This is a genomic window from Brooklawnia sp. (assembly GCF_032229645.1).
Classification (GTDB): Bacteria; Actinomycetota; Actinomycetes; order Propionibacteriales; family Propionibacteriaceae; genus Brooklawnia.
Window position 1 is genome coordinate 20,715 of record NZ_JAVTWX010000136.1, and the last position, 15,480, is coordinate 36,194.

12 protein-coding genes and 2 pseudogenes are annotated in these 15,480 nt (G+C 63.8%); 8 read left to right on the forward strand and 6 right to left on the reverse strand.

Annotated features, from left to right (window positions below; all coding sequences use genetic code 11):
• Nucleotides 1–197 (reverse strand): annotated as a pseudogene (locus AAFP05_RS10835) (ribosome maturation factor RimP); the annotation flags it as partial.
• A 107-nt stretch (nt 198–304) separates the two neighbouring features.
• Between AAFP05_RS10835 and AAFP05_RS10840 the strand changes: the two are divergent.
• Entirely contained in the window at nt 305–1,342 is a 1,038-nt protein-coding gene (locus AAFP05_RS10840) for a DUF4439 domain-containing protein (protein ID WP_341729879.1), read from the forward strand.
• Between the two features lies 1 nt (nt 1,343).
• Here the strand turns inward: AAFP05_RS10840 and AAFP05_RS10845 are convergent, their stop codons facing one another.
• Nucleotides 1,344–3,080, reverse strand: a complete 1,737-nt coding sequence (locus AAFP05_RS10845) for a proline--tRNA ligase (protein WP_341729979.1) — start codon at nt 3,078–3,080, stop codon at nt 1,344–1,346.
• A gap of 311 nt (nt 3,081–3,391) precedes the next feature.
• On the opposite strand from AAFP05_RS10845, the gene AAFP05_RS10850 reads away from it, so the two are divergent.
• From AAFP05_RS10850 to AAFP05_RS10860, 3 genes are read left to right on the forward strand one after another with little or no spacing between them, the layout of a single operon-like run.
• Complete coding sequence (locus AAFP05_RS10850; RefSeq protein WP_341729880.1) at nt 3,392–4,453, forward strand: iron ABC transporter permease; 1,062 nt, start codon at nt 3,392–3,394, stop codon at nt 4,451–4,453.
• Nucleotides 4,454–4,485: 32 nt separating this feature from the next.
• Nucleotides 4,486–5,265 (forward strand): ABC transporter ATP-binding protein, encoded by a 780-nt coding sequence (locus AAFP05_RS10855; protein WP_341729881.1) that lies wholly within the window; start codon nt 4,486–4,488, stop codon nt 5,263–5,265.
• 12 nt (nt 5,266–5,277) lie between these two features.
• Nucleotides 5,278–6,357, forward strand: a complete 1,080-nt coding sequence (locus tag AAFP05_RS10860) for an ABC transporter substrate-binding protein (protein ID WP_341729882.1) — start codon at nt 5,278–5,280, stop codon at nt 6,355–6,357.
• 112 nt (nt 6,358–6,469) lie between these two features.
• On the opposite strand, the gene AAFP05_RS10865 is transcribed toward AAFP05_RS10860, so the two are convergent.
• From AAFP05_RS10865 to AAFP05_RS10880, 4 genes are all read right to left on the reverse strand, one after another.
• Nucleotides 6,470–7,150 carry a TIGR00266 family protein gene (locus tag AAFP05_RS10865; RefSeq protein WP_341729883.1) on the reverse strand — a complete coding sequence of 227 codons (681 nt, stop codon included), beginning with the start codon at nt 7,148–7,150 and terminating at the stop codon, nt 6,470–6,472.
• A 258-nt stretch (nt 7,151–7,408) separates the two neighbouring features.
• Nucleotides 7,409–8,269, reverse strand: coding sequence for a DUF4081 domain-containing protein (locus AAFP05_RS10870; protein WP_341729884.1), 861 nt, complete (start codon nt 8,267–8,269; stop codon nt 7,409–7,411).
• A 14-nt stretch (nt 8,270–8,283) separates the two neighbouring features.
• Entirely contained in the window at nt 8,284–9,426 is a 1,143-nt protein-coding gene (gene ispG, locus AAFP05_RS10875) for a flavodoxin-dependent (E)-4-hydroxy-3-methylbut-2-enyl-diphosphate synthase (protein WP_341729885.1), read from the reverse strand.
• A gap of 120 nt (nt 9,427–9,546) precedes the next feature.
• Nucleotides 9,547–10,686 carry an ROK family transcriptional regulator gene (locus AAFP05_RS10880; protein ID WP_341729886.1) on the reverse strand — a complete coding sequence of 380 codons (1,140 nt, stop codon included), beginning with the start codon at nt 10,684–10,686 and terminating at the stop codon, nt 9,547–9,549.
• 225 nt (nt 10,687–10,911) lie between these two features.
• Between AAFP05_RS10880 and AAFP05_RS10885 the strand changes: the two genes are divergently transcribed.
• From AAFP05_RS10885 to yicI, 4 genes and pseudogenes are all read left to right on the forward strand, one after another.
• The gene (locus AAFP05_RS10885) at nt 10,912–12,207 is read left to right on the forward strand and encodes an extracellular solute-binding protein (protein ID WP_341729887.1); all 1,296 of its coding nucleotides are present in this window, start codon (nt 10,912–10,914) and stop codon (nt 12,205–12,207) included.
• Nucleotides 12,208–12,271: 64 nt separating this feature from the next.
• Nucleotides 12,272–13,198, forward strand: a complete 927-nt coding sequence (locus tag AAFP05_RS10890) for a sugar ABC transporter permease (protein WP_341729888.1) — start codon at nt 12,272–12,274, stop codon at nt 13,196–13,198.
• Between the two features lies 1 nt (nt 13,199).
• Nucleotides 13,200–14,069, forward strand: coding sequence for a carbohydrate ABC transporter permease (locus AAFP05_RS10895; RefSeq protein ID WP_341729889.1), 870 nt, complete (start codon nt 13,200–13,202; stop codon nt 14,067–14,069).
• A 13-nt stretch (nt 14,070–14,082) separates the two neighbouring features.
• A pseudogene (gene yicI, locus AAFP05_RS10900) lies at nt 14,083–15,480 on the forward strand (alpha-xylosidase); the annotation flags it as partial.

The window sequence follows — 15,480 nt, forward strand, 5'->3', positions numbered from 1 at the left end:
TCGAGCGTTTGAGAGATTGCCCTGGTCGCAGCCGCGATCTGGTCGAGATCGGGTCCGCCTCCGGCAGGCCCATCGCCATCCACCGTGACCCGGACGACGCGCCGTTTTCCTGCAGCCTGAACCTCGAGATCGTCGAGTTCAAGTTGGTGACCCGCGAGCACAGCCGCCAACTCCTCTTCGAGTCCGGTGTGCTTCATGGATGATCCTTTTGTGAGTAGCCAATTGTTTCTCAGCATGACGCTGGTCTGCCAGTCTAGGCCATCGCCGCAACACCCGCACCGTGCCGAGACGCTAAGGTGGGCCCATGATCACCCCTGGCGCGCAGACCCGCTTGCGGCGCCGCACGTTCCTGCAACTGGCCTTGGCCGGTTCCGCCTCCGGGGCATTGGCGGCATGCGCACCGAGTCCGCTGATCAGCCCGGACGAGACCCCGCATGTGCAGCCGACACTGGACGATGCCCGACGGCAGACCGCTCAGGCGACCGCCGATCTGATCGCGCTGGCCGACGGGTGTGCCGCGATTCCGGGCGCTGATCCGGCGTTCGTATCATGGTGTAGCGCGCTTTCCGCCCAGCATGGAGCGCACCTGACTGTGCTCTGCCAGGCGGATCCGCTGGGCGGGGTGCTGGCCGATCCCACGCCGATCGAAGAGATCACCGCCGGTGAGCTCGCGATTCCGGGTTCACAAGCCGAGGCGGCCGGCGCGCTCGCCGCCCAGGAGACGGCGCTTGCCGATCTGATTTCGGCGCTTCCCACCTCGGCTGTCGGTGCGGACGCGGATGCGGGCCTGGCGGGCAGCATGGCGCTGCTCTGGATCTCGCAGCTGTTGTGCGCGCAGCTGGCCGCACAGGTGCTTGGCTCCGGCGATGGTTCGGCGTTCAATCGTCCGGTCCCGGTGGCCGGTGACGCTGTGCCTGCAAAGACCGAGATGGGTGATCTCGGCGCGGCCGAGCAGGTCTTGCTGAGCCAGCAACGCGCGCTCGTCTTCGGTTTGCAGGCGCTCTATGGCCGCGTGGACTATCTCGATCCGACGGCAGATCTGTTGGCTGCCCGGCTGGGCGAGGCGATGCGCGAGCGGGACGCGGTTGCGGCAACCATCGTGGCAAGTGAAGCAACACCCGAGCCTCAGCCGCCCGAATACACGATGCCGGGCGATGTCACCGATGCAACGCAAACGGCGCTGATCTGGGGAGCGCTCGAGGTGAACGTGATGAATGCCTGGGCCAGGTTGGGTGCCGTCGATGCGTCCAGCCGCACCCAAGCGGTCCAGCAGGGGATGGCTCAGGCAGGACGAGCCGGCGACCGGGGTGTCGCGTTGTCCTACTGGCCAGGTTGGGTCTAGCTCAGCGTCCGATCTCGGCGAGCACCTCGGCGACGGCGTCCGCCACCGCCACCGGGCGGGCACTGCCCGACTTGCGGTCGCGGATCTCGACATTGCCGTCGGCAAGCCCACGGCCAACAACCACCGAGGTCGGCATGCCCAAGATCTCGGAATCCTTGAACTTCACACCGGGCGAGGCCTTGCGGTCGTCCAGCAGCACGCTGACACCGGCGGCGTCGAGATCTAACGCCAGCTTCTCGGCGGTCTGCGCTATCTCATCGCCCTTGCCGGTGGCCAGCACCATTACCTCGTAGGGGGCCAGCGGACGAGGCCAGCACAGACCCTTGTCGTCACAGGTCGCCTCGGCGACCACGGCGACCGCACGCGAGACCCCGACGCCGTAGGAGCCCATCGTGACGGTCTGCAGCTTTCCGTTTTGGTCCAGCACCTTCAGGCCGAGCGCCTCCGCGTACTTGGTGCCCAGCTGGAAGATGTGACCCATCTCGATTCCACGGGCCAGACCCAGCGGACCCGAGCCGTCGGGAGCTTGATCGCCCTCGCGCAACACGGCCACGTCGAGATGCTCATCGATCTCGAAGTCGCGGCCGGCGACCAGATTGATCACGTGGTATCCCGGCTTGTCGGCGCCGGTCAGCCAGGCCGTTCCGGGGACGACCTCGGGATCGAGTACGTAGCGCAGCCCGGCAGCCTTGAGCCCCGACGGGCCGATATAGCCCTTCGCTAGCTGCGGGTATCTCGCGAAATCCTCGTCGCCGAACGGCTCCAGCTCCGCAGGAGAGACCGCTGCCTCCAGTCGGGTGTCGTCGACCTCGCGGTCACCCGGCAGCCCGATCGCCAACGGCTCGACGCTGCCATCGGGCTGACGCAGGTTGAATACGACATTCTTCAGCGTGTCATGGGCGACCCAATCGCGATCGGCGCGCGGGAAGAGCGCGTTTGCCTGCGCGACCAGCGTGTCGATGGTCGGCGAATCGGGTGTCTCGTGGATCTCGGCAGCGGGCACCTCAGATGCGTCCACCTCAGCCGCCAGCGGACGCCGCACGGCCTCCACATTGGCCGCGTAACCGCCCGGTGAACGGACGAACGTGTCCTCGCCGTTGGGTGAGATCGCCAGGAACTCCTCGGACGCCGAGCCTCCCATGGCACCCGAGTTGGCCTGCACGATCACATATTCGAAGCCGAGCCGGTCGAAGATGCGGATGTAGGCGCCGCGATGGGCGGCATAGGACGCGTCCAGCCCGGCCTTGTCGATGTCGAAGGAATAGGAGTCCTTCATCACGAACTCGCGGCCGCGCAGGATGCCCGCGCGCGGACGCGCCTCGTCGCGGTACTTGGTCTGAATCTGGTAAAGGGCCAGCGGCAGGTCCTTGTAGGAGCTGCACTGATCCTTCGCCATCAAGGTGAACATCTCTTCGTGAGTCGGCCCGAGCAGCATGTCCGCGCCCTTGCGGTCGACGAGACGAAAGAGGTTGTCGCCATATTCGGTCCAGCGGTCGGTGGCCTTGTAGGGGTCGGCGGGCAGCAGGGCAGGAAAAAGCACCTCCTGGGCGCCGATCGCGTTCATCTCTTCGCGGACGACCTCTTCGACCTTGTGCAGCACGCTGAGACCCAACGGCAGCCAGGAGTAGATGCCCGGGGCGACGCGGCGAATGTAGCCGGCGCGCACCAGCCAACGGTGACTGGGGACTTCGGCGTCGGCCGGATCCTCGCGCAGGGTCCGCACAAAAAGGTGGCTCATTCGGGTGATCACGGCTGCTCCTCACATGCTTGCCCGACTAAGGGTATCCGACCGTGCGCCCGCCGGAATCAGGTACCGGCCGCGGATGGACAGCAAGCCGCGAAGCCCTCGCTGACGAACCGCTCCCCTCCCACTGCACCATTCGAGGTCCTGCGGCGGGCTGATCCAGGATATTGCCTTTTGCCCATGTTTCTTGTGTAAACTCCGTCCCGAGCCGCGTTTGCGGATCTTTTCCCTCAGGAGTCCACGTGATTGCGGAACACGCCACCTCGGAACCCTCCGCTACCCCCAATGCGTCCAGGCCCAAAACTGTGAGCACTCAGACCAACCCGGCCGCCCCGCAGAAACCTCGGATGCAGCGCGAAACCCTGGTTCTGATCGGGCTCTTCGCGCTGCTGTTGGTGGTCGTGATCGTCTCCGTGCAGATCGGCCGATTCGGTGTGTCCTCCTCCGAAATGTTCAGGGTCGTCAAGGAAGCCTTCGCGGGAACCCTCGACCCGAAAGATCAGGTGGCCGCGGTGCTCTTCACCGTGCGGCTGCCACGCATCGGGCTCGCCATAGTCGCCGGTGCCGCATTGTCGGCGGCCGGAGCCTCGTTTCAGGGACTCTTCCGAAACCCGATGGTCTCCCCGGACCTGCTCGGCGTCGCCTCCGGTGCCAGCGTGGGTGCCTGCATCGGCATCCTCTTGTCGCTGCCCGGTCCGATGATCCAACTGCTGTCCTTCGGGGCAGGGCTCGCGGCAGTCGCACTCGTCGTCGGTGTCAGCGCCGCCGTCACGAAGACGAGCGGAGGCGGATTGCTCGTCATGGTATTGGCCGGCATAGTTGTCTCGTCCCTGGCCTCTGCCGTGACCTCGCTCACCAAGTACCTCGCACCGCCGGAAACCAAGCTGCCAGAGATCACCTTTTGGTTGATGGGCAGCTTCGCGCGCAGCAGCAGCGCAGCGAACCTGGCGATCATGACCGCGATCTTCCTGCTCGGCGTCATTCCGCTACTGATGCTGCGCTGGAAGCTCAATGTGATGTCATTCGGCGAAGAGGAGGCGCGGGCGCTAGGTGTCAACACTGCGCGGGTGAGGCTCGTCGTCATTGTCGCCGCGACGCTGCTGACCGCCGGCACTGTGGCACTCTGCGGCGTCGTCGGCTGGGTCGGGCTGGTCATCCCGCACATGTGCCGTTTCCTGGTGGGCCCGAACTATCTCGCGCTACTGCCCAGCTCGATCGTCCTCGGCGGCTGCTTCATGCTCGCTGTCGACGATGTCGCTCGTACCGCCACCGCAGGCGAAATCCCGCTCAGCATCGTGACCTCCCTGATCGGAGCCCCGGTCTTCCTCCATCTGCTCTTCAGGGGCCAGCACGCATGGGCCGAATAGACGCCGCAGCATCCGCGTCGACGAGTCTGCGCGTGGAGGATCTGACGGGTGGCTACGGCCCGCGAGTGGTGATCCAGGACGTGAACCTCGTAGTCGAGCCGGGGAAGATCCTCTGCCTGCTCGGCCCGAATGGTGTTGGCAAGACAACGCTGTTCAAGATCATGCTCGGCTTACTGCCGGCGATGGGCGGGCGCGTTCGTGTTGGTGACCAGGATCTGGCGCAACTCTCCCGCCCCGAGATAGCCCGGCTCGTGGGCTACGTGCCGCAAGCCCAGCAGACCCCCTTCGCATTCAAGGCGATCGACGTTGTCCTGATGGGCCGCACCGCGCGGATCGGAAGCTTCGGCGCACCAGGACGCAAAGACCGTGAAGCTGCGCTGAGCGCGCTCAGCGCCATCGGTGCAACCAAGCTCGCCGACCGCGCTTTCACCGCGCTTTCCGGCGGAGAACGACAGCTGGTCATGATCGCCCGCGCGCTGGCTCAGGAGCCCGCCTTCATCATGTTGGACGAACCCACCGCCGCTCTCGACTTCGGCAACCAGGTACGTGCCCTGGATCAAGTCATGCGCCTTGCCGAGTCCGGTATCGGGGTGGTCATGACCACCCACGCCCCCGACCATGCCTTCTTGTGCAATGCCGAGGCTGCTCTGATCACGGGTCCGTCCAGCATCCAACGCGGGCCGGTACGCGAGGTCCTGACGGCGGAGAACCTGAGCACCGCATACGGCGTACCGGTACGAGTCGTCGCTTCTGAACACGATCAGATCAGCTTCTGCTATCCACTGCTATCCACCAGATCCACCCAACCCTGAGAAAGGAAACCCATGAAAGCCAATCGCTTTCTGAGTGCTATCACAGCTGCCGCATTGTCTGTCGCTGTCTTCGCGGGCTGCTCATCGACGCCGAGTACGAGCAGCGGCACACCATCGGCGAGTTCGTCCGCAGCCGCTCAATCATCCGCAGAGACCACCCGGACGATCACCGACCAATACGGCAACCAGATCGAGATCCCGGCCAATGTCGATCGCATCGCGGCCACCATCGGTGCGTTCGCGCATATCATCGCGGTGGACGGCGGAGCTGACAAGATCGTCGCCGCGATCCCGAGCGTGGGCCAGGGGCTCTTCCACGATGTCTGGCCGCAGGCGAATCCAGATGACCATGACCCCGCCAACGTCGAGGAACTCATCGCTGCCAACACCCAGGTGGTCATCGGACCCAAGTTCACCGATGAGGTGACCGTACAGCTGAACGCGGCCGGTATCGTCCCAATCACCATCAACAAGTTCGGCACCCCCGAAGAAATGATGTCTGTCATCACCCTGGTCGGAGAGATTCTGGGCGGCGATGCTCCGCAGAAGGCCGCCACCTTCAATCAGTACTACGCCACTACCATCTCAGATGTGGAGGCCCGAGTAGCCGACGTGCCCGAATCCGATCGGGTCAAGACGCTCAATCTGCGCGTGGGCGGTAACGGCTACAGCACCGTGGACGGCAAGGACATCTCGTCCGCATATGTCACCTCAGCCGGCGGCATCGTTGTCTCTGCCGACTTCGACACGTCCAGCAGCACCGTGGGCGCCGAACAGATCATGACATGGGCGCCTGAGGTCATCTTCACCATGGGCAACGCCGCTCGCGAACAGATCCTGAACGATCCGGCGCTGGCGACGGTGCCGGCGGTCGCCAGCGGGAAGGTCTTTACCGAGCCCGAAGGCACCTACCCTTGGTCGGTTCGATCCGCCGAAGGCGTTCTGATGCCGGTCTTCCTCGGCACGATCTTGTATCCCGAGAAGTTCGCCGATGTCTCCCTCCCCGACGTCACCAAGGACTTCTACCAGACCTACTACGGCTATGACCTGAGCCAGGATCAACTCAACGCCATCCTTGCGGGAAGCGAATAGTGTCCATGGGTCACGTGAACTGGGATGATCACGCCGAGATGTACGCGAAGATGGCGGCGATGGAGACCGAGTACACCAAGCATCAGGTCGCTGCCTTCCCCTGTGATCCTGTCTAGCTGGACGGCGCGGCGGCCCGAACGTAGGCGGCCAGCGCGAGCGGGTTACGCGACTGCAGGAAGATTCGTCCTGGGCCTGCGAAGTCGAAGACGTAGCCTTCTCCCGATCTCATGGTGTGCCAGGTGGTTCCGGAGGTCGCCGGACGCACCTGGTGGGCGATGCTCAGGTCGTAGGCCACGACATGGCCGGAGTCGACGACCACCTGGTCTCCTGGCTGCAGATCGATGATGTCGAGGGCACCGTAGATGCTCAGCACTACGGTGCCCTGACCGTAGGCCTGCAAGCCGAGCCCGGCCTGACCGAGCATCGAGAATTGCGCGGTTCCCCATTGGCTGTCGGTGGTCACTGAGTACGAATTCGCGAGCCAGCAGCCGCGCGACACGAAGAACGGACGCTGCGGCTGGATCGTCAGCGGCATGATGTCGCCCGGCAGCGTCGGGGTGATGTCAACCCAGCCGCCCGCCGGCGGCGCGGTCGCTGAGGAGATGAACAGGCCTTCACCACTCAGCATCGAGCGTTTGAGCCCGGCCATCAGCCCGCCCTCCATTCGCGCATCGATCTCGATGCCGGGGCTGTGTGCCATCATCGCGCCGGTTTGCAGCCGGAGCGGTTCGTTCGGCGCGAGGTAGAGCCGTGCCACCGCGTATTCGGGATTGTGTCGCAGGCTGATCTCCATGCATCCAGCATGGCGGCTGGAGGGTGCGCCTGGATAGCTCGGGTAGCCGACCCCACACCGGATCAGCTGCCGAAAGGGCCAGAGCTACTGATCCGCACGGGCGCACCAACAACGGCTGCCGATGGTCGCAGAAGCCACCGGCAATTCGGCAGCTGCTGCAATTGTTGGTAGCCGCGGTGAGACGGCCCGCGGTTTTCGGAAGCCGGTGGTGCTTTCGGCAGCTACTGTTTGCGGCTTCGATCGGCAGCCACCGGCAGATCAGTAGAGGACCGTCGCGAGCTCCCCGACCGTACTGAAACCTACCTCGGTATACAGCCGGCGGGCACGGGCATTGAAGTCGTTGACGTACAGCGAGACCACCGGGTACTGCTCCTGACACAGCAACACCACCTGGGACATCGCCGGTACCGAGAGCCGCCGCCCGCGCAGCAACGGGTCGAGCCAGACCCCCTGGATCTGGCAGTACTGACGCCAAGCCGAGCCGATGTCGGATTTGAACCAGACCCGCTCGGACGGCCATCCGCCACCCTCGGTAGGCACCACAGCGCCCATCGTCCTGCCCATCTGCATCAGCAGCCGCACATAGCGCGAGTAGCTGCCGGACGAATCTACCGGGCTGACACCGACCTCCTCGGTGTACATCGCGATCGCCGCCTTCACGTAGGCGTCGAAGTGCGTCGTATCGAGCCGCCGGATCCGCCGATCGGGGGCGACCAGGGGTGCGGTCTCGATGGACATCAGGGGTTGATGCGCACGAACCTCGCGAGTCCGCGTCCAGCTGGCGCCCCAGCGCTCACACAGGCCGGCGTGCAGCCGCTCGACCGACGAGGCCGGCCCGACGATTGAGGCGACGTGCCTGCGCGGCCCGATGGCCTCACTGAAGGCGTCCAGGGCTTCGGGATGTTCGCCGATGGGCACCAGGTTCGAGCCGACATGGCAGGCACCGACCAGTTCACCGGACACCTGATAGCCATAGACGGCACAGCCCAATGACTCGGGCGCGAGCCCGAACGTGCTGACCCTGGATGCGACGAAGAGGTTGCTCAGCGGATCGCGGCTCAACAGCGACCCGAACTCGGGGAGATCCTCATCGTCCAGGACGCGCAGTGAGCCGCTCACCTGATCGCAGCTCCCTAGCTCACCAAGACTTCGGGAGTGCCGGACTCAGTCACTTCGGCGGCGATCCGGTTGGCCTCGGCGATCAGGGTAGGCACGATCTGGTCTTCGGGGACGGTGGCGATGACCTCACCCCGGACGAAGATCTGGCCGCGTCCGTTGCCCGATGCCACACCCAGGTCGGCCTCACGGGCCTCGCCCGGACCGTTCACCACACAGCCCATCACCGCGACCCGGATCGGAGCGGTGATCTGCTTGAGGGCCTCGGTCACGTCGTTGGCCAGCTTGTAGACATCGACCTGCGCGCGTCCACAGCTAGGACAGCTGACGATCTCGAACTGACGCGGACGAAGGTTCAGCGACTCCAAAATCTTGATGCCGACCTTGACCTCTTCAACCGGCGGAGCCGACAGCGAGACGCGGATGGTGTCGCCGATGCCCTCGGCCAGCAGTGCTCCGAAGGCGGTGGCTGACTTGATGGTGCCCTGGAAAGCCGGACCGGCCTCGGTCACACCGAGGTGCAGCGGGTAGTCGCAGGCCTGTGAGAGGCGTCGGTAGGCGTCGACCATGATGACCGGGTCGTGGTGCTTGACCGAGATCGCAAAGTCGAAGAAGCCGACGTCTTCGAAGAGCGCGGCCTCGTTGAGAGCGGACTGCACCAGCGCACCGGCAGGATCGAGGTCGTACATGGAACGCAGTCGCGTGTCGAGCGAGCCGGCGTTGACGCCGATGCGGATCGAGGTGCCGTGGTCGGTGGCTGCCTTGGCGATGTCGGCGATCTTGTCGTCGAAAGCCTTGATGTTGCCGGGGTTGACGCGGACCTTCGCGCATCCGGCTTCGATCGCGGCGAAAACGTAGCGCGGCTGGAAATGGATGTCGGCGACCACCGGGATCTTCGACTTCGCGGCGATGGCGGGCAGCGCGTCGGCATCGTCCTGGCTCGGTACCGCCACGCGGACGATGTCGCAGCCCGCGGCGGTCAACTCGGCGATCTGCTGCAAGGTGGCATTGATGTTGGCCGTGAGCGTCGTGGTCATCGATTGCACGGAGATCGGCGCATCGCCGCCAATGTACTTCGTACCGACCTTGATCTTGCGAGTCGGACGTCGCTGCGCGAGCAGCAGCGGCTTGACCGACGGGCTTCCCAGATTGATGGACATTAACCAGCTTTCTCGAAATCGTCTGTCGTTAATCCTAACCGGAGCCCATAACCGGACCTGGCAAGCGCACCCTTAGTGGATGGCCCGCCACGAAGGAGGACCGGCAGCGCAACCGTCTCGTCACTCCGTCACACCGCCGCGGGCGAAGACCTGTAACGCAGGTATGGCGGCGCCTCGCGACCACAGTACGGTTTCGGGTTCACGGATCACGACCCGGGGGGGCCTGGCCGCGGGATGACTTAGCGAAGCGATCGCTTCTGTCAGTTGGCGGTTGCCGATCGCGGCGATGTCGACGCCCTCGCCCGACAGCACCACCGCCCCGGGCAGAAACAAGCTGGCGACTTCGCCCACGAAGCGACCTAATGCAGACGCCGCCCCCTCGACCTGTTGACGTGCCGCCGGCTGTCCCTGCTTTGCGAGGTCGATGAGTTCCGCCCACCCCACTTCGCGCCCAAGCGCCGCGCCGGCCCGTGACAGAATCGACGCTTCGGTGAGCATCGCTTGGGCGCAACCTCGGTGCCCTTGAGAACATGGCGGCCCGGCGCAGTCGAGCGGCCAGTGGGAGATCAGGCCGAGACCAAAATCCTCACCCTCAATGGGACGATCGTGTACCACGGCACCGAAGCCGACGCCTGCGCCAACGGTGATCACCACGAATGTCTCTGCCTCACGACCGATGCCGAACCAGTGCTCGGCCGCCAAGAGCGCGGCCACATCGTTTTGGACGATCGTTGGTCTTTCGATCCGAGCCTCGACCAGGGCTGCGAAGTCGACCTCCTCCCATCCCAGGAAGCCCGCATGCCGAACCGTGGACCCATTGACCACCTGGCCACCGAGTGCCACCCCCAGCCCGGTACTTCGGGTGTGCCGGTCGAGTTCGCGGACGACGGCCGCCACTGTATCGGCCACCCGCTCGGGTTCGGTGCCACTCAGCGGAGTCTCCGCGATCTCCACCACCTCGCCGCGGAAGTCGACCAGGGCCCCGCGTGCGTATTGACCGGTGACCTTGATGCCGGCGAAGTGGTGGGAGGAGGATTCGATGTCCAGCAGGATAGCCGGACGCCCGGCACCGTCCGAATCGACACGTCCGACCTCGATGAGAAGTCCGTGACGCACCAGCCGCTTCGTGAGCCGCGACAGGCTGGGCTGGGAGAGTTCCAGGCGACGAGCCAGTTCGGTTCGCGATATCGGCCCCCGCAGCAGCACCTCCATGGCGACCCGATGCTCGGAATCGCTGGCAAGCTCCCATGGCGCCGTCACAGCCACCTCCTATTGTCTTCGTCCGGTGATTGTACTCGCTGGCCACAGGATGTCCGAAACAGCTCCGATCTCCCACTTGACTAGAGATACATTTGTTGTAACACTATTCGTAGTGATGGGACCATCCAGGATCCCACCGAATGTCATTGCTGACGAAAAAACTTCATGAAGCTCTCGATGCAACTCCGATCCGCGACCACGAAGGTCGCCGAAGGAAGGAACACCATGAACAAACTCCGCACCGCGCTGGTGACCGCCGCAACGGCCGCCGCGCTGGCACTCACAGGCTGCGGCGGGTCCGCCGATTCGAACGAGGACGCGAACACACTGCTGTTCTGGCACTACGAAGACGAGACCTCTGCTACCGCACTGGCATGGCAGGACGCGATTGAAACCTTCGAGGCCGAGCATCCAGACGTGACGGTGAAGGTCGAGAAGCAGACCTTCGAGCAACTCCAGAAGAACGCCAAGATCGTGCTCTCGGGCAAAGATGTCCCCGATCTCATGGAATACAACAAGGGCAACGGCACTGCCGGTCAGCTCGCGTCCCAGGGACTGTTGACCGATCTGTCTGACTCGGCCACCGAACTGGGATGGGATACCAAGCTTCCCGGAGCGCTGCAAACCACAGCCCGCTACGACACGAACGGGCTGATGGGATCGGGTAACTGGTATGGCACGCCCACCTACGGCGAATACGTCCAGACCTTCTTCAACAAGGACATGTTCGCTGAGCAGGGCATCGAGGTGCCGACCGACCAGAAGAGCCTGACCGCTGCGATGGATGCCTTCGTCGCCAAGGGCATCACGCCGATCGCCACCGCCGGGGCCGAGTACCCACTTTCGCAGCTGTGGGGCGAACTGGTGCTGTCGCATGCCGACCGCGACTTCGTCGACAACTTCCAGTTGTTCAAGGGTGACGTGTCGTGGACCGATGGACCGCTGGCCGAGGGCACCCGGGATCTGGCCGACTGGATAAACAAGGGCTATGTCTCCAAGAACGCCAGCGGCCTGAAGGCCGAAGACATGGCGGTCGGCTTCATCTCCGGAAAGTACCCGATCATGGTCTCCGGCTCGTGGTGGTTCGGCCGCCTCAATTCCGAGGTGACCTTCGACATGGGTCAGATGCTCTTCCCCGGGTCCGGGTACAGCAGCGGAGCATCAGGCAATCTGCTTGTGGTGCCGACCAACGCCAAGAACAAGGATCTGGCGATCGAGTTCATCAACACCGCGCTCGGTGAACAGGCTCAGAACGTGGCAGCCGTGAACGGCGGACTGCCGGTCGCCGGTGACATCAATGTGATCACCGATGATCAGACGAGACTGCTCACCCAGAACTGGGAGACGCTGGTTGCAGACGACGGTCTGTCGTTCTACATGGACTGGCCGGTGCCGGGCTTCTACGACCAGCTGGTGAGCTTCTGCCAGTCGGTGATGAACGGCTCCGAAGATCCGATGGTTGCGCTCTCCGAACTCGGCGAGTACTACGAAACCGGCAAGACGGAGATCCTCGAAGGATGAGCCGCCATGGTGTGGGGGCCGGCCTGCCCCCATTGAAGACCCGTATCCCCCGAGAGGATCGCTGATGGCCAAGACAAGTGCGCGGCCACGCAACCGCGGAACCCGTATCTACTGGGCCTATCTCATTCCAGGTGGCATAGCCCTGCTCGCCGTGATCATCGTGCCATTCATCATGAACGTGTGGTACTCGCTGCACCGTTGGAAGGGCGGCCTCGCCCCGATGACATGGGTCGGTCTCGGCAACTACGGCCAGTTGCTTCACGATGAAGCATTCTGGCAGTCCTTCCAGAATTCGCTGTGGATGGTCATCGCGATGGTGGTCATTCCGACCCTGATCGGTCTCCTGCTCGCCGCAGTTCTATTTGACTATGTCGGCAAGCACATCGGCGAGGGCATCGTCACCTTCCTGCGTGCCACCTATTACCTGCCACAGATCATCCCGATCGCGGTCGCAGGCATCGTGTGGAACTGGATCTTCAACGCCGAAACCGGCGCGCTTAACGAAATCCTGCGCGGGCTCGGAGTCGCCAACCCGCCGAACTGGCTGGGAAGCCCAGACTTGGCATTGCCTGCGGTGATGGTCGTGCTGGTCTGGATTCAGATCGGCTATCCGACGGTCATCTTCATGTCGGCACTGCAGCGGGTCGATCCCGAGCTCTATGAGGCAGCCGAGGTTGACGGGGCAACCTGGTTCGCCAGGTTCCGAGCGATCACGATTCCCCAGATTCGTCCGGAGATCTTCGTTATCGCCCTGACCTGCACCATCGCCGCGCTGAAGGTCTTCGCTCCGATCTATGTGCTGACCCGGGGCGGTCCCGAAGGCAGCACCCTGGTGCCGTCCTACTATTCCTTCCTCAACTTCTTCGACACCTCGATGGTCGGTTACGGTGCTGCGATCGCCACAGTTCTGACTGTGGTCATCATCATCGTCGCGTTCGTTATCCAGTTCTTCCAGGCACGCTCCGAGCGCCGAGAGGAAGCAGGTCTTTGACATGGCAACTACTGATGTCACCACAACCGTGAGAAAGTCCGACCGGCATCATCGCGGTGTGCTCCGCTGGGTGATTCTGGCAGGCTGCCTCATCGTCGCACTGCTGATGCTGGCTCCGATCCTGCTGATGCTGATCAACGCATTCAAGGATCCGGTCACCTATTCCACCTCTGGTCCACTCGCCCTGCCCGACCACCTGTACCTGGACGGCTTGAAGAAGTTCTGGACGACGGTCAACTTTCCCACCAAACTGTGGAATTCGATCTGGACCTCGGCTGCCGTCGCTGTGCTGGCCACCTTCTTGTCCCTGCTGACCGCCTACGCCATCGGAATCGGTCGGATCAAAGGTCGGATGTGGATCCTCATGGTCTTCTTGTTGGCCAATATGTTGCCGCAGGAAGTGCTGCTCTACCCGCTGTACACGATGGCCCAGAAGATCGGGCTGGCCAACTCCGGATGGTCCATCGTGATTATCTTCACCGTCATCAATTCGGCCTTCGGCACCTACCTGTTGGCCTCGGTGATGGGCACCTTCCCACGCGCACTGCTGGAGGCCGCGTCTATCGACGGCGCCAACAACTGGACAGTGCTGTGGCGGGTGGTCTTCCCCGTGGTGCGGCCGACCATGACGGTACTGATGGTCTTCTTCTTCATCTGGACGTGGAATGAGTTCTTCATCCCGCTGGTGATGCTCACCAGTCCCGACTCGCAGACGGTACCGATCGCGCTCGCTTCCTTGCAGGGCGACCGGATGCTCGACGTACCCACGCTGAATGCCGGGGCGCTGATCTCATTGGTCCCGACGTTGGTCTTCTTCCTGATCTTCCAGCGCACCCTGGTCCGCGGCGTCGCCGTCGGCGCGGTGAAGTGAGAGATCTCCGAGCGTGAAGTTCACCGATGGCTACTGGCTGCTGCCCGCGGGGTTCACCGCCCTGCGGGCAGCAGAGGTCCGCGATATCGAGGTCGATACCGACGCCGGAACTCTGGTTGTATACGCCACCACCAGAGTCATCGGCGATCGGGGCGATACCCTCAACACTGCGCTTCTGACGACAACCGTCAGCTCCGTTGCTCCCGGGATCGTCGCTATCCGAATCGTCCATCACGAGGGACACCCGGCGCGCAAACCCGAACTGAAGCTCACCGGCGAGCCGGGCTTCCGGCCCGCCGTGTGGGCGGACGAACAGACGGCAACGCTGCTGGCCGGCGATCTGAAGGTCACCATCCACAAAGGCCCCGGCTGGCAGGTCGAGTTCGGTTCGGCCGGCCGCATCTTGACCACAAGCACCGCACGCTCGGTCGCCGCAGTGATCGATGACCGGGGCGACCACTTCGTCCACGAGCAACTCACCTTGTCACAAGGCGAGGTGATATACGGCCTGGGCGAGCGGTTCGGTCCGGTCGCCAGGAACGGGCAGTCCGTCGACATCTGGAACGCCGACGCCGGCACCTCCAGCGAACAGGCCTACAAGAACGTTCCCTTCTTCCTGAGCTCACGAGGCTACGGCGTGCTGGTCAACGATCCGGGACGAGTGTCGTTCGAGATCGCCTCCGAAGCCGTGGAACGCACCCAGTTCTCGGTGCCCGGGCATAGCCTCGAATACCTGGTGATCGACGGACCCAGCCCTAAAGACGTGCTCCGCCGCTATACCGCGCTCACCGGACGTCCGGCGGCGCTGCCCGCCTGGTCGTTCGGGCTGTGGCTGTCCACCTCTTTCACCACCTCCTACGATGAGAAGACCATCACCGGTTTCGTGGACGGGATGGCCGATCGGGATCTGCCGCTATCGGTCATCCACTTCGACTGCTTCTGGATGCGCGAATTCCACTGGACCGACTTCGTCTGGGACCCGCAGGCCTTCCCCGACCCAGTGGCATGCTCGCCCGCCTCAAGCAGCGCGGGCTGCACATCTGCGTATGGATCAATCCCTACATCGCCCAGCGCTCCCGATTGTTCTCAGAAGGCGCCGAGCGCGGCTTCCTGGTGCGCCGCACCGACGGCAGCATCTGGCAATGGGACATCTGGCAAGCCGGGATGGCGCTGGTCGACTTCACCAATCCATCGGCCCGGGACTGGTTCTCCGGCTATCTGCGCGCGCTGCTGGACCAAGGGGTCGACTGCTTCAAGACCGACTTCGGAGAGCGAATCCCCACCGGCGTGGTATATGCCGACGGTTCCGATCCCGTCCGGATGCATAACTACTTCACTCAGCTGTACAACCAGACCGTCTTCGAGACCCTTCGCGAAGTCAAAGGCGAGGGTGAGGCCGTACTGTTCGCAC